The sequence below is a fragment of the Streptococcus infantis genome (assembly GCF_000960085.1).
Lineage (GTDB): Bacteria > Bacillota > Bacilli > Lactobacillales > Streptococcaceae > Streptococcus > Streptococcus infantis_C.
Window position 1 is genome coordinate 123366 of sequence record NZ_JYGT01000009.1, and the last position, 18765, is coordinate 142130.

Genomic DNA, 18765 nt, shown 5'->3' on the forward strand with positions numbered 1-18765 from the left:
TTAATGGATAGAAAGGATTGTTGATGAGGATACTATTTGTGGTGGTTTGATCAATCACTACGAGCTTAAGTTAAATAAAATATAAAAAAGCAACAACTGGAATAGTTGTTGCTTTTTCTTACTGAAAAATGTTTCCCAGACAGTGATCGTTTTATTTTTCCACACGAGATTTATTGGCGATATCAGCTAGGATAGCTGCTACAAACTCATCTACTGGGACAGTGTTGGTTTCTTTTTGTCCATAGCGACGAACGTTGACAGTTCCGTCTTCCATTTCCTTATCACCAACGATCAATTGGTAAGGAATCTTGCTAGTTTGTGAAGCACGGATCTTGAACTGCATTTTTTCATTGCGTTCATCCACATCAGCACGGACACCACGGTCACGGAGTTTCTTAGCCACTTCCCAAGCGTAGTCCACGTGTTTTTCGTTAGATACTGGGATGAGGGTTACTTGGTGTGGTGCAAGCCATGTTGGGAAGGCACCCTTGTAGTTTTCAATCAAGATCGCTGTGAAGCGTTCCATGGTTGAAATAACCCCACGGTGAATCATAACTGGACGGTGTTCTTCACCATCAGCTCCGATGTATTTAAGGTCGAAGCGTTCTGGAAGCAAGAAGTCAAGCTGGATAGTAGAAAGGGTTTCTTCTTTTCCAAGGGCAGTCTTAACCTGGATATCCAATTTTGGACCGTAGAAGGCAGCTTCACCTTCAGCTTCAAAGTAGTCAACACCCATCTCATCAAGGGCAGCACGAAGCATGGTTTGGGCATTTTCCCACATTTCATCGTTATCAAAGTACTTGTGAGTATCTTGAGGGTCACGAAGAGAGAGGCGGAAACGGTATTCATTCAAGTTGAAATCTTCATAAACATCGATAATCAACTGAAGAGCACGTTGGAATTCTTCTTGGATTTGTTCTGGAGTCACAAAGAGGTGACCGTCGTTAAGAGACATTTCACGTACACGTTGAAGACCAGTAAGGGCACCTGATTTCTCATAGCGGTGCATCATCCCGATTTCAGCGATACGGATTGGCAATTCACGGTATGAGTGAACATGGTGCTTGAAGACTTGGATGTGGTGTGGACAGTTCATTGGACGAAGGACGAATTCTTCCCCATCTCCCATATCCATAGTTGGGAACATGTCTTCTTGGTAATGATCCCAGTGACCAGAAGTCTTGTAAAGTTCTACAGAAGCAAGCGGTGGAGTGTAAACGTGTTGGTAGCCAGAAGCCAACTCTTTATCGACGATGTAGCGTTCTAATTCACGACGGATAGTCGCCCCATTTGGCAACCAGAATGGAAGTCCTTGTCCAACTTCTTGAGAAATCATGAAGAGGTCAAGCTCTTTACCAAGTTTACGGTGGTCACGTTCTTTGGCTTCTTCACGCATTTGAAGGTAGTTTTTCAAGTCTTTCTTGTCAAACCAAGCTGTACCATAGATCCGTTGCATCATAGCGTTGTCGCTATTTCCGCGCCAGTAAGCACCAGCTACATGGAGAAGGTGGAAGATTTGGATGCGACCAGTTGATGGGACATGTGGGCCACGGCAAAGGTCTACATACTCACCTTGACGGTAGATGGTCAAGCCACCCTCGTCTTCTGAGTGTTCTTCAATTAATTCAAGCTTGTATGGGTCATTTTTGAAGATTTCACGGGCTTCATCTTTGGTTACTTCTTCACGAATAGATGGGAAGTTTTCTTTAACGATTTTTTGCATTTCTTCTTCGATACGAGGAAGATCTTCGTTAGAGATTTGACCAGCTTGGTTGTCAGTATCGTAGTAGAAACCATCTTCGATAGCTGGACCGACACCCAAGTGGATATCTGGGAAGAGACGACGAGCGGCTTGGGCAAACAAGTGTGCAGCTGAGTGACGCAAGATGTCAAGAGCGTCTTCGTGATCAGGTGTCACGATTTCAATGCTTCCATCTTCAGTGATCGCACGAGTAGTGTCGATGAGTTTGCCGTTAAATTTACCAGCAAGAGCTTTTTTAGCAAGGGAATTGCTGATGGATTGGGCAATTTCAAAAGTTGTAACGCCAGATTCGAATTCACGAACAGCGCCATCTGGGAAAGTAATTTTGATCATGGTTTTCTCCTTATATTATTAGTTATCAATTATTTTTATAGCAGAAGTGTTTCCCTATTTTTGCAGACTTAAATCAAGAAAAACAAAAAGCGACATCCTCGAAAGGACGTCGCAACGTGGTTCCACCTTCATTTATGTACAACAAAAACTGTTGACACCTCTGATTGGCTCTAACGTGGCCACCGTTTTATGTTTGCATAAAAGATAGTAGAGTAGTATCAGTTTAGACTTCCTATGCGTTCTCAGCAACCACGCACTCTCTAAAAGAAAGATTCTAAGTGACTTGTCTCTATGCATTATTATAGCATGATTGCGAGATTTTTCAAGGATTTTGTGAAAGTTTTTTGTTTTTCAGTTTTTGAACCAGATACCTGATAATGGCACCAATAACTGTACCTAGTATAATAAGAATTTCATAGGCTAGGAAATAAACAATGATAAATTCTCTGAAAGGAATGATAGTAAATCCATAGAGTAAGCAACTACCTAAAAGCCAATGAAGTGAAAAACCAAATCGGTAGCTATAAAGAAGAGAGACTATAAAAACTACAACAGGCGAAATGATGAATATATTTAAAAGATAGAGCTCCGTTAGTTTTGGATTCTGTAATAGTAGTATAAATAATCCATAAAGTGGCCAATAAAAGAAAAATATGACCAGATAGTAGGGGAGATATTGCGAGAATTTACGCATGGTAATCACCTCACTTTTCAAGCTGTCACCTTAGATATCCTTCCTATAACTATTATAGCACTTTTGCGGTAAGAATAGTAAATCAGTTGACAAAGAACTTAGTTCTTGGTAGAATAAGAACTGTCGTAAAGACAAATAACTTCTTCTTGGTTACAGGCATGCCAACCTGTCACTCGGATGAAGCCAAATAAAAAGGAGAAACATCATGGCAATCTCAAAAGAGAAAAAAAATGAAATCATCGCACAATATGCACGTCACGAAGGTGACACTGGTTCAGTAGAGGTTCAAGTTGCTGTTCTTACTTGGGAAATCAACCACCTTAACGAACACATCAAACAACACAAAAAAGACCACGCTACTTACCGTGGTTTGATGAAGAAAATCGGTCGCCGTCGTAACTTACTTGCATACTTGCGTAAAAACGATGTTAACCGTTACCGTGAGTTAATCAACTCTCTTGGACTTCGTCGCTAATCTTGCGACTAAAACGTTTCTATACTTCGTTGGCTTCGCCTCGATGTACCATCAGTACAATCTTCGGCTTGTCGCCTAGTCTATAAACGTTTTATCCAGCAAAAATCAAGCCTTCTGACTTCAGAGGGCTTTTCTTTTTTCCGTGTTTAATTAACAAGATACAAAGGCCGTCAAAAGCACAAAGCAAAAATAGGAAAATTGACGAAGAAACTTCAGTTTCTAGGAGATTTTATCTTTTTTGCTAAGTGCTTAGGCCGTGTTCAATTGAGCATATCTTGAAATAAGGCTACTCGATTGGGTAGTCTTTTTGTTTTTTATGGATTTTAGCCCAAGCTCAAATTAGCTCTCTGACTTCAGAGGGCTTTTTTCTATATTTTTCTAGTCTTGTTCCTGATTTGGAAATGTGGTATACTAATTATGAAAATTGTCTAAATTTTTAATATTTGATTAAGGGAGGGTTTCATGCTTTCCAAATTTTCTGGAAGCCATCAAAACCTGCGATATTTTTTTCTCCTTGCTATTTTGCTCGGAGCACTGGGAGTCTCTCTGTTTTTAGCTGTTTCGATGGGTTCTGTTCAAATTAGTTTGAGTGATACCTATCGGATTATATTCAGTAAGATGGGAGCTCCGTTGGATATAGGAGACATTTCGAAGTCAACACTTGCTATTGTTTGGAATATGAGATTGCCACGGGTCTTTCTAGGTTTGATAGTTGGTGCAGGCCTTTCCATGTGTGGTAGTGTGATGCAGTCAACAGTCAATAACCCCATTGCTGAACCTTATGTGTTAGGGATTTCAGCTGGGGCAACCTTTGGTGCGACTTTGAGTATCATTCTTGGATTTAAGGTCATGATTGGTATTGGTTCATTCATTGGCGCACTTTTGGCAACAGTTGCAGTCCTTCTGATTGCTTCCATGCAAGGCAGGATGACAACTTCCAGTCTCATTTTATCAGGGACGGTAGTTAATGCACTCTTTTTGGCTTTTTCAAACTTTATTATCTCAATCGGTGCCAATGCTGACAGTGTCATGACGATTAAGTTTTGGACCATGGGTTCTCTAGCAGGAAGCTCCTGGGCTCACTTAATCCTACCAACAGTAGTCGTGGGAATAGCCTTTTTGTTTTTCTCTACTCAATATCGTGTTTTTAATGCCATGATGATGGGTGATGAGGCAGCCTTGACTTTGGGGATTCCTCTACGTTTTTACTGGTATCTCTATGTGGCTATTGTGGCTGTGCTGACAGCTATCTTGGTATCAACCTGTGGGATTATCGGTTTTGTCGGTCTTATTACCCCACATTTGGCGAGAAGTTTGGTGGGTACAAACTACAGAAGGCTTTTTCCGATAGCAACCTTGCTCGGCGCCCTCTTTGTTATCTGGGCAGATGTTCTTGCTCGTGTTTTAATCCAAAATGCTGAGCTGCCGATTGGGATATTCACAGCTTTAGTAGGTGCACCTTTCTTTATCTATATGGTTGGAAGTAGACGAAAGGAGGTGAAGGTCTGATATGGATTTAATGTGCCAAGACATCCACTTTGAAATTGGCGAGAAAAAAATTCTCAAAGGAGTCTCACTTAAACTTGAGGGAAACCAATTTCATACTATTTTAGGACCCAATGGAAGTGGGAAAACTAGCCTACTGAAACTCCTCTATCGTCAGGAAAAACCGAATCAGGGCTTGATTTCCCTAAATGGGAAACCCTTGGAACAAATGAGCGTTAAGGAAACAGCAAAACAGATGGCCGTCATCACCCAATTTAATCAACTCCAGTTTGATTGCACGGTTGAAGAAATCGTTATGCTGGGCAGAACACCCCATCTCTCTTTCTTACAAAAGGAAAAAGAAAAAGACTTTACCTTGGTTGAGGATGCTCTAGCCAAGGTAGATATGTTCGAAAAGAGAAATCGCCTTTACTCTTCTCTATCAGGTGGAGAGAAGCAGCGAGTTTTGTTAGCACGCGCCTTAGCTCAAGAACCTTCACTCTTACTCTTAGACGAACCGACCAACCATCTGGATATCAAATACCAGCTGGACTTGTTGACCATTGTCAAAAATCTCCAGATCAATGTGTTATCTGTCTTGCATGATATTCAGCTAGCTTGTCGCTATTCAGACTATCTCTATCTGATGAAAGAGGGGGAGATAGTTTACCAAGGTACTCCAAAAGAGACCATCACTCCTGAGTCTTTGCAGGCTGTCTATGGTGTCCAAAGTAAGGTTACTTGGACAGAAGATCAGCAAGCCATGATTCACTATTTATAAAATTTAAAGGAAATTAACATGAAAAAATCACTCAGTATTTTGCTCGTAACAGTAGCTACCTTAACTTTGGCGGCTTGTAGCAACACATCTAAAGAAACAGCAACTGCACCAGCTACAACAGAAGCTAGTCAAAAAACTACTACAGAAACAAGCTATCCTGTAACCATCAAAACATACGATGCCAAAGGAAACGAAGTCGAGCAAGTCTTTGAAAAGGCCCCTGAAAAGGTCATCACCAACAACCTTTCAACAACTGAAATTCTACTTGAACTTGGTTTGAAAGATAAAATTGCCGGTATGCTCAATCCTGATAATGCCGTAACTGGTAAATACAAGGATGCCATTGAAGCTATCCCTCATATTGGGGATAAGAAATCAGTCTCACAAGAAACGGTTCTTTCTTATGAACCAGACGCTTTGATGGGACGAAATATGATGTTCTCTGAAAAGTCAATGGGAACGATTAGTGCTTGGAATGAAAATAAAATCCCTGTTTATACGCAAAAAGCTTCACTATCAAACATCCAACAGGATTTGGGAAATATCGTAGAAGACGTGAAAAATCTTGGTACTATTTTCAATGTTCAAGACAAGGCTAATCAATACGCAGAGCAATTGCAAGCTAAAATCGATGCGGTTAAAAAAGCCAACCCAGAAACACAGGGTGAAAAGAAAAAAGCTTTAATTATGGTTGCCTATAACGATGAAACCTTTGGTGCCTATAAGTCAGCCCTTCAAGAAAGCTTGCTTAACCAACTTGGTTATACAAATGTCGCAACAGGAACATCTGGCTTGACCTTGGAAAATCTAGTATCTATGGATCCAGAGTTGATTATCTATGTAACTAGCGATCGCAACAAAAAATTGGATGAAAAAGCAGTGGATTTGATGAAGGCAAATACTGTTTTGGAAAATGTCCCAGCAATCAAGAATCAAAAAATCATGACTATCTCTTACGATGAGTTGATGGACTACGGTCCTGCAGTGATTGATTCCCTTGAAAAGATCAATGACTTTATCAAGAAATAAGGAGTTTAACTGGGAAGGAATTCAGGTTAGGGTCAGCCTTCCTTCAAACTATGACTCTAAACAAGCCTACCCAATTGTACTTCTAAACGATGGGGAACTGGACTATTTGTCAGACCTATCTCAATCTGTGATCTTAGTGGGTTTGATTCCAGAAAGCCGTCTGAATGACTTCACACCCTGGCAGGCTAGAGCTTTAAAAGAAGGGGCTCCAGATTTTGGTGGGAAGGTAGAAGCCTATCATGAGATGCTCTTTCAAGGAATTCTAACAATTCTAAAAAAAGACTACTTGATAGATGAAAACAGGATTGCTTATGGTGGTTATTCACTGGGTGGTCTTGCAGCTGTCTATAGTCTCTATAGCAATCATCTTCCCTTGGCCTGTATCTTCTCTATCTGTGGTTCTTTCTGGTATCCAGAATTTACAGAATTTTGTAGGGAACATGACCTGATACAGAGTCAAAGTCTGATTTATCTGCAAAATGGTCAGATAGAAGGTGCCAATCATTCCAATCGTCTGTCTAAGGCTCCGATGTTTGCAAGGGAACTACATAACCTGATTTCAGAAGCAGTTCCCTCAACATATTCTACATTTGATGCTTATGGGCATCATGAAGCTCTTAACGAACGCTATCATCATTTTTGTGATTGGCTAAAAAAAGAGTGGAAGCTCAAGTAACCTCTTATAACACTCCTTGTTCATGGTAACTAGGAGTGTTTCTCTTATATGCTTGTCCTTAGAATTTTCAAGCGATTACCCTTGACGGAAATCCCTCCCTGTAATAAACTAAATTATGGTATAATGAGAAGATAGATAGAATCGAGGAAATTATGTCATTTACACAATTTAAATTTAAGAAGTATATAGAAAAAGCTTTGGAAGAGTTGAAGTTTACGACGCCTACCGAAGTGCAAGAAAAGTTGATTCCTATTGTTTTGGCAGGTCGTGACTTGGTCGGTGAATCAAAAACAGGTTCAGGAAAGACCCATACCTTCTTGTTACCAATTTTCCAACAGCTAGATGAAGAGAGTGATAGTGTGCAAGCAGTTATCACAGCTCCAAGTCGTGAGTTGGCGACTCAGATTTACCAGGCAGCTCGCCAGATTGCGGAACATTCTGAAGTAGAAATTCGTGTTGCCAACTATGTTGGTGGAACAGACAAGGCGCGTCAGATTGAAAAACTTGCCAGCAATCAGCCCCATATCGTTATCGGAACTCCAGGTCGTATCTATGATTTGGTAAAATCTGGTGATCTAGCTATTCACAAGGCTAAGATTTTTGTTGTCGATGAAGCTGACATGACCTTGGATATGGGATTCTTGGAGACAGTTGATAAGATTGCAGGAAGTCTCCCAAAAGACTTACAGTTTATGGTCTTTTCAGCGACTATTCCACAAAAACTGCAACCGTTCTTGAAAAAATACTTGTCAAATCCTGTCATGGAGAAAATCAAAACCAAAACAGTTATCTCAGATACCATTGACAACTGGTTGATTTCGACCAAGGGTCGTGACAAGAATGCTCAGATTTATGAGTTGACTCAAGTCATGCAACCGTATCTAGCCATGATTTTTGTCAATACAAAAACTCGTGCGGATGAATTGCACACCTACCTAACAGCTCAAGGATTGAAGGTGGCTAAGATTCATGGAGATATTGCTCCTCGTGAACGCAAACGGATCATGAATCAGGTGAAGAACCTTGATTTTGAGTATATTGTTGCGACTGACCTGGCTGCGCGTGGGATTGATATTGAAGGTGTCAGCCATGTCATCAATGATGCTATTCCGCAAGACTTGTCCTTCTTTGTCCACCGTGTTGGACGAACTGGACGTAATGGTCTACCAGGTACAGCCATTACCCTTTATCAGCCAAGCGATGACTCTGATATTCGTGAGTTAGAGAAATTAGGAATCAAGTTTGTACCTAAGGTGGTTAAAGATGGAGAGTTCCAAGACACTTATGACCGTGACCGTCGTGCCAATCGTGAGAAGAAACAAGAAAAACTGGATATCGAAATGATTGGCTTGGTTAAAAAGAAAAAGAAAAAAGTTAAACCAGGTTATAAGAAGAAAATCCAATGGGCGGTCGATGAAAAACGCCGGAAGACTAAGCGGGCAGAAAGTCGTGCCCGTGGACGTGCAGAGCGCAAAGCTAAACGTCAAACTTTTTAAAAATGAAACAGTAGAACCAGAAGGTTTTACTGTTTTTTTAGAATAATTTAGAAGTATTATATCAGCAGATGTGGAGGCTATGATGAATTCTTCAGTCTACTGAATGAAGTTATCCTAAAATGAAATAAACACACTGGGACGAGTATCTCAGTGTGTTTTTGTGGTAAAATATAATAGATTAATAAATGAAAAGTACATATTTTTAGAAATATCAATCAATAAGAAGAAAGGTTGCTTTATGGCGATAGATATTAGTGAAGAACAGTTGGCTATGGAGTCTGCTGACTTATTAAAAATTCTTTTAAAAGATCGAACGACAAAGAAAAATATTGTTTTATAAAGATGTTTTAAAACTATGGTGATTAAAAATGAGAAAAATAATTTTTATTGGACAAAGCGGTGATGAAGCCGTCTACTATAACACTAGAACAAAAGAGGCTCTGGTAGCCAAAAAGAGTGCCTTATTAAATACGGAAGGGGCTAGGAAGAGCAATAATGCTATTATTCCTTTGATGTTGGTTTTTATTTTCTTAGGTTTGATAGGGGGAATGGTAGCTATACCAGCTTTTTCCGGTTTTAGATACAGTAGCTGGATGGTTCCGCCTTATATCGCTGCCCAGTTCTTTATTTGCTTTGGCTTTATATGGATGATGGAAGAAGCCTTGTATAAAGAAGTGAAGCAGGTTCAGGGGGCAAGTTCTCAACAGTTTGCGAAAGCTGTTGATTCAAATCTGTTTTGGGAAAATTTTAGCAAGAAAAAAGCGACGTTTGGGAAAATGTTTATTTTTATGATTGTCATGTTATTAGTTTTTATGACTACTATAGTAATATTTGCTGCTGCTATCCCGGGCATTATTGACTCATTCAATAAGCAGGAACCATTTGATATACAAATCTTTTTCTCGCTTTTGGCAGCCCTGTTTCCTGCCTTGTTGTACCTTTTCTTATTCCAAAACAACCCCATCCGCTGGTTGTTAGACGTGCGGAAGTATGAACAAGGGGAAGTGATATTTGCAGAAGACAAGGAGAAGAAATATGAGTGAGACACTATTACCATTGGGAACAGTGGTTAAACTAAAAGATCAAACAGAACTAATCATAGCAACACTGTCTTTAGCTATGAGTTTTACCTTGGTATCGGATTATTCTCCTTTACAACGCCAAAAAATTATCAAACAATTAGAAGAGGAGTATGCCTAATGTGTCAAAATTTACCATGCTATCTCAGGTTTAGGGAAAATATTAAGGTGTGTTGTTAGATGATTTTAAAAAAGAAAGATATACTTGTACAATTAGGACAGTATCAGAAAGGCCAAATACTCTTTTATAATAAAAAGACAAAATCCTTGTTAGCCATGGATGAAAAGGCCTCTTATCGCTCGATGAGCCAATTAACTCTTGCCAATAGTTACGTGATTGGATATGCTATTTTAGCATTTATCAGTGGACTTTTCACCCTACAAAATGTTTTTTTAAAATTGCTTCTATTGGTACTCTGTCAATGCGTCATGAGCTATTACGCTTACAAACTGCAAAACTTACAAATGAATGAAGCTACTTTTTACGCTGTTGATATTACTAAATTTGATACTCATGCTTTTACAAAGTGGTTTGCAAAAGCAAGGCAGTTGATATTCTGGTTGCTCCTAGGCGGAGGACTGTGTTATATCTTGTCTGCAATTGCTTTTTATCTCTGGGGAGATGTTAGAATACTAGCGATTTTTGCCTGCGCTTCCTTTGTTGAGACTATCATGATTTATAATGGTATGGCAGGAAATGTTTTACTGAAGGTTAACGATTTTTACACGAAAAAGAGAAACAACTAATAGAAAAATAAAATTTAATATAAAAAATCCCATCAGAAATATTTCTGGTGGGGTTTTTGGTGAGGAACCAATCAATTTTGAATGATTTTTAACCTTTTATAATAACAGAAATGCTGTTAAATCAAGGATTCTTAGCCTAAGTTACTCTTATATATTATTCCCACTCAACAGTTGCAGGTGGTTTACTTGTAATATCGTAGACGATACGGTTAACGTGGTCGACTTCGTTTACGATACGTACAGAGATTTTTTGGAGAACTTCCCAAGGAATCTTAGCGAAGTCAGCTGTCATTCCATCGATAGAAGTGATGGCACGGATAGCGATTGTGTAGTCGTAAGTACGACCATCTCCCATAACACCTACTGAACGAACTCCAGTGTTGACAGTGAAGTACTGCCAGATATCGCGGTCAAGACCAGCTTTAGCGATTTCTTCACGAAGGATAGCGTCTGATTCGCGAACTGTTTCAAGCTTTTCTTCTGTGATTTCACCCATGACACGGATAGCAAGTCCTGGTCCTGGGAATGGTTGGCGCCATACGATGTGGTCTGGCATACCAAGTTCAGTACCTAGTGCACGAACTTCATCCTTGTAAAGAGTGTTGAGTGGCTCAATCAGTTCAAACTGCATGTCTTCTGGAAGTCCACCAACGTTGTGGTGAGACTTGATAGTTTGAGCAGTATCCGTACCAGACTCAATCACGTCTGTATAGAGTGTCCCTTGAGCAAGGAATTTCACGTCTGTTAGTTTGCTTGCTTCGTCATCAAAGACATAAACAAACTCGTTACCGATAATCTTCCGTTTTTGTTCAGGATCAGATACACCAGCCAATTTATCAAGGAAACGTTTGGCAACGTCTGCTTTAACGATGTTGAGACCAAACTTACCACCAAGCATATCCATAACTTGGTCAGCTTCCCCTTTACGGAGAAGACCGTGGTCTACAAAGATACAGATCAATTGATCACCGATTGCTTTTTGGAGAAGAACCCCAACAACAGAAGAGTCAACACCACCAGAAAGTCCGAGAAGAACACGTTTATCTCCAACTTTTTCACGGATTTGTTTGATTTGCATCTCGATGAAGTTATCCATAGTCCAGTCACCTTTGGCACCACAGATATTCAAAGCAAAGTTACGCAAAATATCATAACCGTGAACTGAGTGGCGAACTTCTGGGTGGAATTGGATACCGTAAATTTTCTTATCAGGGTTTTCAATAGATGCATAAGGACAGTCTGCAGAAGTTCCAGTACGAACAAAGTCAGCAGGAATTTCCGTAACAGCATCACCGTGGCTCATCAAAACAAGTTGCTCATCTGGAGTACCCGCAAAAAGAGCTGATTCTGTGTGAGTCAATGTTGATTGACCGTATTCACGGTTACCAGCGTCACCTGCAGGAACAACTTTTCCTCCAAGCTTGTGAGTTAATAGCTGCATACCATAACAGATTCCCAAAATCGGAATTCCAAGTTCGAAAATCTCTGGGTCAATATCAAACGATCCTTCTTCGTAAACAGAGTTTGGACCACCTGAAAGTACAATCCCGATAGGATTGATAGCACGGACTTCGTCAGCCGAAATCTTGTGACTTTTTAGTTCTGAAAAGACACCAATCTCACGGATACGGCGTGAGATAAGTTGGTTATACTGGCTACCATAGTCCAGTACGATGATCTTTTCGACATCTTGCAAATCAGTTGAAATGTTGCTCATCTTTTCCCTTTCTTCAAAGAAATATCTTCTTGAATATTCTATCATAAAAGGGTTAGAATTACCAACCAAACAAGTGCGGTTTGACTTTTCCCTATGAGATACGGTACAATGGAAAAAATAAAGAAAAGAAGTGAGCAAGCATGTTACCAGCTTATATGAAAATCCATGACCAAATCAAAAAAGACATCGATGAGGGACATTGGAAGATTGGAGAGAGACTTCCTAGCGAGCGAGATCTAGCTGAGGAATTTGAGGTTAGTCGCATGACCTTACGTCAGGCTATTTCTCTTCTAGTCGAAGAAGGGGTTTTGGAACGTCGTGTCGGTAGCGGGACCTTTGTGTCTAGTACTCGCGTTCAGGAAAAAATGCGTGGAACCACTAGTTTTACAGAGATTGTTAAAGCTCAGGGGAAGACGCCATCTAGTCACTTGATTTCTTATCGTCGAACGATTCCAACAGAGGAAGAAGTGGAAAAATTAGGTGTGGAGCCAACTGAAAATATTATTCGTATGGAGCGTGTTCGCTATGCCGACAAAGTCCCTGTTGTCTATGAAGTGGCGTCGATTCCTGAGAAATTTATCAAAAATTTCAAAAAAGAAGAAGTAACCAAGCACTTCTTTCAAACTTTACAGAAACATGGTTATCGAATTGGGAAATCGCACCAGACTATTTATGCCCGCTTGGCCAAGGAAAAAATTGCTCATTATCTGGAAGTAGAAAAAGGGCATGCCATTTTAGGTCTGACTCAGGTTTCTTACTTTGATGACGGGACAGCTTTTGAGTATGTAAAGAGCCAATATGTTGGGGAACGTTTTGAATTTTATCTAGAAAATAATTAAGTGTAACATCTCTCTTAAAGTAGGAAATCCCTCTTACTTTAAGAGTTTTTTATTTGGTTGGGATTAGAAAACATTTTCCTATGAAGAAAAATAGTAATCATACGAGTATTTTTCAAAGATTCGTGTTATAATAGATAGGTTATATGGTCCCGATAAGGTGGTGGGATTGATTGTAAATACTCTTCCTACCAGTTCTTTGTAACTCTATAACGAATATTTTTTAAGGGGGGACATTTTTATGTCAGAACGTAAATTATTCACGTCTGAATCTGTATCTGAGGGGCATCCGGATAAGATTGCAGACCAAATTTCAGATGCTATCTTGGATGCTATTTTAGAGCAAGATCCAGAGGCGCACGTTGCTGCTGAAACAGCTGTTTATACTGGTTCAGTACATGTTTTCGGTGAAATTTCAACAAATGCTTATGTCGATATTAACCGAGTGGTTCGTGATACTATTGCAGAGATTGGCTATACCAACACTGAATACGGTTTTTCTGCGGAGACGGTGGGAGTTCACCCATCTTTGGTAGAACAATCTCCTGATATTGCTCAAGGGGTTAATGAAGCCTTGGAAGTTCGTGGAAATGCAGACCAAGATCCACTAGACTTGATTGGAGCTGGAGACCAAGGTCTCATGTTTGGTTTTGCGGTGGATGAAACAGAAGAACTCATGCCATTGCCAATTTCACTCAGTCACAAATTGGTTCGTCGTTTAGCAGAGCTTCGTAAGTCTGGTGAGATTAGCTATCTTCGTCCAGATGCCAAATCACAGGTCACTGTTGAGTATGATGAAAATGACCGTCCAGTGCGCGTGGATACAGTTGTTATTTCAACCCAACATGATCCAGAAGTGAGCAATGAGCAAATCCACCAAGATGTGATTAACAAGGTTATCAAAGAAGTCATTCCAGCTTCTTACCTGGATGATGAGACTAAATTCTTTATCAATCCAACAGGTCGTTTCGTTATCGGAGGACCTCAAGGAGACTCTGGTTTGACTGGTCGTAAAATCATCGTGGATACCTATGGTGGTTATTCACGTCACGGTGGTGGTGCCTTCTCTGGTAAGGATGCGACTAAGGTGGACCGTTCAGCTTCTTATGCAGCTCGCTACATTGCTAAAAACATTGTTGCTGCAGGTCTTGCTAAGAAAGCTGAAGTGCAATTGGCTTACGCGATTGGGGTGGCTCATCCAGTATCTGTTCGTATCGATACTTTCGGTACGGGAACAGTCGCTGAAAGCAAATTAGAAGCAGCAGCGCGTCAAATCTTTGACCTTCGCCCTGCAGGAATTATCCAAATGCTTGACCTCAAACGTCCAATCTACCGTCAAACAGCGGCTTATGGACATATGGGACGTACAGATATCGACCTTCCATGGGAACGCTTGGACAAGGTAGAAGCCTTGAAAGAAGCAGTTAAGTAAAATCAAAAAAAGATTGGTGTAATGACCAATCTTTTTTAGTTTATAATTACTTATCCAGGATTTTTACAAAAGCCCAGTTTCCAATTGATTTTGCTCCATATTCCAACATCATCGAATCCAGTAATTCATACTTGTTTTTTTCATAGAAGCACACATTTTTTTCAGTACTAGTAATCAAGCCCAAGCGTTTGCAGCCTTTGGATTTAAGATAAGGTTCAACACCTTCTTGTAGGAATGCACTACCGATACCTTGATGTTGACTAGAAGCATTGACTCCTAGTATCATCAAATACCAGTCAAAATTGCCCGATCTTTTTAAATGCTGTTCAGAACGTTCTACCAAATCTAGATATTTCAAGAGGTTCCGTGGTGTAATAAAACGGAAAAGCTTGACAATCCCATTTAATAAATAAGATAGAATAGAAAAATCCTTCTGTTGTAAAAGGGCGACTGCTAGGATTTCTCCGTCTCGTTCAGCGACTAGACAAGTCTCTCCCTTGATGTAGAGTCTGGCCAAAAGACTATCCAACAATTCTAGAAAGGATGGGTAGTATTCTGGTTTTTTTAAATCATCTTTGATAAGAGTCATAAAAGGATAGTCCATAAAGGCTCCAGCCAATACTTTTCCAATTTTTTGGTATTCATCTAGCTTGGCTTCTCTATATACTATTTCTTTCATTTCACACTCCTTCATAAAATCTCTCTAACTATTATAACTAAATTTCTCTCATTTTTCGATTGAAATGTGAAATATTCACAAAAAGTTTAAGAAAATGCAGTTTTCTAGAATTTCTATTAGAAAAGAAGGTATGAAAAGACCCCACAGGTTTAACCTTGCGGGGTAGATTTAAAGTCTAGTTAGAATCTATTTTGTTGGAATTGAAATTTCAATCAATTTATCAGAATAGAGGGTTTTGATATTTGCTTCATCAATAGCTTGTTTATCAATTTTACGATTTAAGAAGAATTCTTGGATTTTCTCGATTTCTTTTTCACGGATTGCACGGTGTTTATTGGAAATGAGGATTTCGTAATGAAGCGGTGCCTGAGTAAAAATAACATCTGTATTACCTGCAGAATAAACTTCTACAAGCGTTGCGTCAGTACTTTCTAACTGATTTTTAACAAGAAGCGAGTGTGAGTTTGTAGTATTGATGAGCTTCATAAGGTTTCCTCCTGTGTTTCTATGTCTATTATAGCACTTTTTAGGGAAATTGGAAAAGTTAGCTTAAATTTGATGCTGTTTTTTCCAAGCTTCGATTGCCCATTTATGACTGCCACGTTTCAAGTTTGCAATAGCTTCATCAATTGGGAACCAAGCTAGATGATTAAAGTCTTCTAAAGGTTTTTGAATTTCTTGATAAGAAGTGGCTTCATAGAGATAGGCTGGGTTATAGTAGTAGGTATCACGATGACTAGAATAGAAATACTCATCCGCTTGGCCATAATAGGTGCCGATTTCAGCAGTAAAACCCAACTCTTCAATCAGTTCTCGTTTGAGAGCTTCGAGATGGTTTTCGCCTGCTTCAATCTCCCCACCAGGTAAGAACCATGCACCATTTGGAGCTTGAACGAGAATAATCTTTTCATGGTTTTGGTCTGGAATGACTGCATAAACCCCATATCGATTTTTGTAGGTTACTCCCTCTTTTTTTTCTCCAAATGTTGGAATTGTCATAAGATTCTCCTTCGTGAGTGCGCTTTCTTTCTATAATAGTAAAGAATGCTCTCACTGTCAAGCAAGAACATTCTTTTGTATGTGAGGAACTAGTCGTTTGACTCGACCGTTTCCGTTTTATTTTTGGACTTAATCACGATTTTACCTTTACTTGTCATGACTGCCTTGAGGTCTTTTTCACTAGGATTTTCAAGGTAGTAGTCTGTAATGGCATCTTCGATATAGTCTTGGATGGTACGACGGAGTGGACGAGCTCCCATTTTTGGATCGTAACCAAGATCTACAAGTTTTTCTTTAACCTTTTCTGTTACATCTAAATGGATGTTATTACTTGAGAGACGTTTATTGACATCATCTAACATGAGGTCAACGATTTGAAGGAGATTTTCCTTGCTGAGAGCCTTAAATTCAATAATACCATCAAAGCGGTTCATGAATTCTGGACTAAAGAAGTTGCCTAATTCTCCAAGGACAGAGTTGGTACGACCTTCTCTAGCAGCACCAAATCCGACGCTTGCTTCAGCTTTTCCTGTACCCGCGTTTGAGGTCATGATAATGATGGCATCCTTAAAGCTAACAGTTCGTCCCTGACCGTCCGTTAAACGACCATCATCCAATACTTGAAGGAACATATGCATAACATCTGGATGGGCTTTTTCAACTTCATCCAAGAGGATCAGTGAGTATGGATTACGACGGACTTTCTCAGTCAATTGGCCAGCTTCATCATAGCCAACATAACCTGGAGGAGCACCGACGAGTTTAGCAACGCTGTGTTTTTCCATGTATTCACTCATATCAAAGCGAATCATGCTGTCAGCAGAACCAAAAAGCTCAATAGCTAGTTGTTTAGACAGTTCTGTTTTACCGACACCAGTAGGACCAACAAAGAGGAAGCTACCAATTGGACGGTTTGGTGTTCCAAGCCCAACACGGTTACGGCGGATAGCCTTAGCAATCTTATCAACTGCATCATCTTGACCAATGACATGAGCCTTGAGGTCGTCTGCTAGGTTGATCAGTTGAGACTGTTCTTTTTCTTTAAGGTCGCCAACTGGAATATTGGTCTTTTGTTCGATGATGTGCTCAATCGTCTTTTCACTGATGATTGGGGTATCTTGATCCGTTACCTTAGTCTTTTGCATTTCCTTATATTTAGCAATCTGGTCACGGAAGTAGGCTGCTTTTTCAAAGTCTTCATCGCGGGTTGCTTGAGCCTTGAGATTTTCCGCTTCGATTAAGCGTTGGTCGATAACCTTTGGATCCACAAAATTCAAGGTTAAGTTCATTTTTGAACCAGCTTCATCTAAAAGGTCAATAGCTTTATCTGGCAAGAAACGATCTTGGATGTAGCGATTAGAAAGAGTAGCAGCGGCTTCGATAGCTCCGTCAGTATAATGAACGTGGTGGTAATCTTCGTATTTCTTTTGAATACCTTTAAGGATAATAATAGTCTCTTCCACAGTTGGTTCATCAACTTTGACAGGTTGCATACGGCGCTCAAGGGCTGCATCCTTTTCGATGATGCGATATTCATTGAGGGTAGTAGCACCCACTAACTGAAGTTCGCCACGAGATAGGGCTGGTTTGAGGATATTGCCTGCATCCATATTCCCGTCTCCAGCAGAACCAGCACCGACAATTTCGTGAATTTCGTCGATAAAGAGGATGACATCTTTGCGCTCACGGATTTCTTCCATGAGTTTTTGCATGCGCTCTTCGAACTGTCCACGAATTCCTGTGCCTTGAACAAGACTCACGACATCTAGGCGGATGACTTCTTTCCCTTGAAGTTTGTGGGGAACATCACCGTCTACAATTTTCTGTGCTAAGCCTTCGACAACTGCTGTCTTACCAACACCAGGCTCCCCAATCAGTACTGGGTTGTTTTTAGTTCTACGGTTGAGGATTTCAATGACACGGATGATTTCTTCATCACGACCGATAACTGGGTCGACATTTCCACGACGGGCAATCTCAGTTATATTAATACCATACTCATCCAAGAGTCCTTTTTCTTGACTAGGAGGAGGTGTTTGAGCTGGTCCACGTTTTTGGGAACCATAACCCCCATTACCACCGTATCCACCACCTGACTGGGTTGGAGGAACATTATTATTAGAAGAAGGTCTAAAGTTGTTTAAATCATTGAAGAAGTCTCCAAATGGATCAAAATCGCGATTGTTTAAATCCGTAATGCCTTTGAATAAGCTATTGTTAGGATCTGTTTTGATAATTTTGTAGCAATTTTGGCAAAGATCAATTTGCTTTTGTTGCCCATTAAGATTAGTGTAAAGATGAATCGTTGAGTCATTGATTTTACAATTTTGACAGAGCATACCTCTACCTCGTTTCTTTCTTGGCTTTGACTAAAATAGAAAGGTCAAAAATAGTCAAAGTTCTTTAGTCTCATTATATCATGATTAAAGGGGAAAGCAAGCAAAAAGATTGCTTGTTACAATTAAACATTCCAGGCAATTCTTACTAGACTTTAGTGATAAAAATAAAAATCCCATTTGTCATGCAAAAAGGATTTTCATTGGTC

At 39.9% G+C, this 18765-nt stretch carries 18 protein-coding genes; 11 read left to right on the plus strand and 7 right to left on the minus strand.

Features of this window, described 5'->3' with window-relative positions; genetic code table 11:
• Positions 1-151 precede the first annotated feature (151 nt).
• Together thrS and TZ94_RS10035 are read right to left on the minus strand one after the other, a co-directional pair.
• On the minus strand, positions 152-2095 hold the full coding sequence (thrS, locus tag TZ94_RS06925) for a threonine--tRNA ligase (protein WP_045615405.1): 1944 nt from the start codon (positions 2093-2095) through the stop codon (positions 152-154).
• 322 nt (positions 2096-2417) lie between these two features.
• Positions 2418-2789, minus strand: coding sequence for a hypothetical protein (locus TZ94_RS10035; RefSeq protein WP_045615406.1), 372 nt, complete (start codon positions 2787-2789; stop codon positions 2418-2420).
• A gap of 205 nt (positions 2790-2994) precedes the next feature.
• On the opposite strand from TZ94_RS10035, the gene rpsO reads away from it, so the two are divergent.
• The 9 genes from rpsO to TZ94_RS06970 all read left to right on the plus strand — a co-directional run bounded on the left by rpsO (position 2995) and on the right by TZ94_RS06970 (position 10557).
• Complete coding sequence (gene rpsO / locus TZ94_RS06935; RefSeq protein ID WP_001018251.1) at positions 2995-3264, plus strand: 30S ribosomal protein S15; 270 nt, start codon at positions 2995-2997, stop codon at positions 3262-3264.
• Between the two features lie 462 nt (positions 3265-3726).
• Positions 3727-4773 (plus strand): FecCD family ABC transporter permease, encoded by a 1047-nt coding sequence (locus TZ94_RS06940; protein ID WP_045615408.1) that lies wholly within the window; start codon positions 3727-3729, stop codon positions 4771-4773.
• Position 4774: 1 nt separating this feature from the next.
• Positions 4775-5530: an ABC transporter ATP-binding protein gene (locus TZ94_RS06945; protein WP_045615411.1), complete on the plus strand. Its 756-nt coding sequence runs from the start codon at positions 4775-4777 to the stop codon at positions 5528-5530.
• A gap of 18 nt (positions 5531-5548) precedes the next feature.
• A complete protein-coding gene (locus TZ94_RS06950; RefSeq protein ID WP_045615413.1) occupies positions 5549-6559 on the plus strand; it encodes an ABC transporter substrate-binding protein in 1011 nt (336 codons plus the stop codon).
• Complete coding sequence (locus TZ94_RS06955; protein ID WP_045615415.1) at positions 6540-7235, plus strand: alpha/beta hydrolase-fold protein; 696 nt, start codon at positions 6540-6542, stop codon at positions 7233-7235. Before TZ94_RS06950 ends, TZ94_RS06955 begins: the two co-directional genes overlap by 20 nt.
• A gap of 152 nt (positions 7236-7387) precedes the next feature.
• Positions 7388-8731 carry a DEAD/DEAH box helicase gene (locus TZ94_RS06960; RefSeq protein WP_045615417.1) on the plus strand — a complete coding sequence of 448 codons (1344 nt, stop codon included), beginning with the start codon at positions 7388-7390 and terminating at the stop codon, positions 8729-8731.
• A 368-nt stretch (positions 8732-9099) separates the two neighbouring features.
• Positions 9100-9774 carry a hypothetical protein gene (locus tag TZ94_RS06965; RefSeq protein ID WP_045615419.1) on the plus strand — a complete coding sequence of 225 codons (675 nt, stop codon included), beginning with the start codon at positions 9100-9102 and terminating at the stop codon, positions 9772-9774.
• Complete coding sequence (locus tag TZ94_RS09815; RefSeq protein WP_142321363.1) at positions 9767-9931, plus strand: DUF4176 domain-containing protein; 165 nt, start codon at positions 9767-9769, stop codon at positions 9929-9931. Before TZ94_RS06965 ends, TZ94_RS09815 begins: the two co-directional genes overlap by 8 nt.
• Before the next feature lie 59 nt (positions 9932-9990).
• Positions 9991-10557, plus strand: coding sequence for a hypothetical protein (locus TZ94_RS06970; protein WP_045615420.1), 567 nt, complete (start codon positions 9991-9993; stop codon positions 10555-10557).
• A gap of 154 nt (positions 10558-10711) precedes the next feature.
• On the opposite strand, the gene guaA is transcribed toward TZ94_RS06970, so the two are convergent.
• Positions 10712-12274, minus strand: coding sequence for a glutamine-hydrolyzing GMP synthase (guaA, locus tag TZ94_RS06975; RefSeq protein ID WP_045615422.1), 1563 nt, complete (start codon positions 12272-12274; stop codon positions 10712-10714).
• Between the two features lie 140 nt (positions 12275-12414).
• On the opposite strand from guaA, the gene TZ94_RS06980 reads away from it, so the two are divergent.
• Together TZ94_RS06980 and metK are read left to right on the plus strand one after the other, a co-directional pair.
• Positions 12415-13113 carry a GntR family transcriptional regulator gene (locus tag TZ94_RS06980; protein ID WP_045615425.1) on the plus strand — a complete coding sequence of 233 codons (699 nt, stop codon included), beginning with the start codon at positions 12415-12417 and terminating at the stop codon, positions 13111-13113.
• A 238-nt stretch (positions 13114-13351) separates the two neighbouring features.
• Positions 13352-14542: a methionine adenosyltransferase gene (gene metK / locus TZ94_RS06985; protein WP_045615426.1), complete on the plus strand. Its 1191-nt coding sequence runs from the start codon at positions 13352-13354 to the stop codon at positions 14540-14542.
• Between the two features lie 46 nt (positions 14543-14588).
• On the opposite strand, the gene TZ94_RS06990 is transcribed toward metK, so the two are convergent.
• The 4 genes from TZ94_RS06990 to TZ94_RS07005 all read right to left on the minus strand — a co-directional run bounded on the left by TZ94_RS06990 (position 14589) and on the right by TZ94_RS07005 (position 18559).
• A complete protein-coding gene (locus TZ94_RS06990) occupies positions 14589-15221 on the minus strand; it encodes a GNAT family N-acetyltransferase (RefSeq protein ID WP_045615429.1) in 633 nt (210 codons plus the stop codon).
• Positions 15222-15407: 186 nt separating this feature from the next.
• The gene (locus TZ94_RS06995) at positions 15408-15707 is read right to left on the minus strand and encodes a DUF1827 family protein (protein ID WP_045615431.1); all 300 of its coding nucleotides are present in this window, start codon (positions 15705-15707) and stop codon (positions 15408-15410) included.
• A 63-nt stretch (positions 15708-15770) separates the two neighbouring features.
• Positions 15771-16220: an NUDIX hydrolase gene (locus tag TZ94_RS07000; protein ID WP_045615433.1), complete on the minus strand. Its 450-nt coding sequence runs from the start codon at positions 16218-16220 to the stop codon at positions 15771-15773.
• Between the two features lie 89 nt (positions 16221-16309).
• Positions 16310-18559 carry an ATP-dependent Clp protease ATP-binding subunit gene (locus tag TZ94_RS07005; protein ID WP_045615434.1) on the minus strand — a complete coding sequence of 750 codons (2250 nt, stop codon included), beginning with the start codon at positions 18557-18559 and terminating at the stop codon, positions 16310-16312.
• Positions 18560-18765 lie beyond the last annotated feature (206 nt).

Coding starts and splice junctions, on each gene's coding strand:
- TZ94_RS06945 (WP_045615411.1), top strand. CDS start 4,775: ATGGATTTAATGTGCCAAGACATCCACTTTGAAATTGGCGAGAAAAAA.
- metK (WP_045615426.1), top strand. CDS start 13,352: ATGTCAGAACGTAAATTATTCACGTCTGAATCTGTATCTGAGGGGCAT.
- rpsO (WP_001018251.1), top strand. CDS start 2,995: ATGGCAATCTCAAAAGAGAAAAAAAATGAAATCATCGCACAATATGCA.
- TZ94_RS06940 (WP_045615408.1), top strand. CDS start 3,727: ATGCTTTCCAAATTTTCTGGAAGCCATCAAAACCTGCGATATTTTTTT.
- TZ94_RS06955 (WP_045615415.1), top strand. CDS start 6,540: ATGACTTTATCAAGAAATAAGGAGTTTAACTGGGAAGGAATTCAGGTT.
- TZ94_RS06960 (WP_045615417.1), top strand. CDS start 7,388: ATGTCATTTACACAATTTAAATTTAAGAAGTATATAGAAAAAGCTTTG.
- TZ94_RS09815 (WP_142321363.1), top strand. CDS start 9,767: ATGAGTGAGACACTATTACCATTGGGAACAGTGGTTAAACTAAAAGAT.
- TZ94_RS06950 (WP_045615413.1), top strand. CDS start 5,549: ATGAAAAAATCACTCAGTATTTTGCTCGTAACAGTAGCTACCTTAACT.
- TZ94_RS07000 (WP_045615433.1), bottom strand. CDS start 16,220: ATGACAATTCCAACATTTGGAGAAAAAAAAGAGGGAGTAACCTACAAA.
- TZ94_RS07005 (WP_045615434.1), bottom strand. CDS start 18,559: ATGCTCTGTCAAAATTGTAAAATCAATGACTCAACGATTCATCTTTAC.
- guaA (WP_045615422.1), bottom strand. CDS start 12,274: ATGAGCAACATTTCAACTGATTTGCAAGATGTCGAAAAGATCATCGTA.
- TZ94_RS10035 (WP_045615406.1), bottom strand. CDS start 2,789: ATGCGTAAATTCTCGCAATATCTCCCCTACTATCTGGTCATATTTTTC.
- TZ94_RS06990 (WP_045615429.1), bottom strand. CDS start 15,221: ATGAAAGAAATAGTATATAGAGAAGCCAAGCTAGATGAATACCAAAAA.
- TZ94_RS06965 (WP_045615419.1), top strand. CDS start 9,100: ATGAGAAAAATAATTTTTATTGGACAAAGCGGTGATGAAGCCGTCTAC.
- TZ94_RS06980 (WP_045615425.1), top strand. CDS start 12,415: ATGTTACCAGCTTATATGAAAATCCATGACCAAATCAAAAAAGACATC.
- TZ94_RS06995 (WP_045615431.1), bottom strand. CDS start 15,707: ATGAAGCTCATCAATACTACAAACTCACACTCGCTTCTTGTTAAAAAT.
- TZ94_RS06970 (WP_045615420.1), top strand. CDS start 9,991: ATGATTTTAAAAAAGAAAGATATACTTGTACAATTAGGACAGTATCAG.
- thrS (WP_045615405.1), bottom strand. CDS start 2,095: ATGATCAAAATTACTTTCCCAGATGGCGCTGTTCGTGAATTCGAATCT.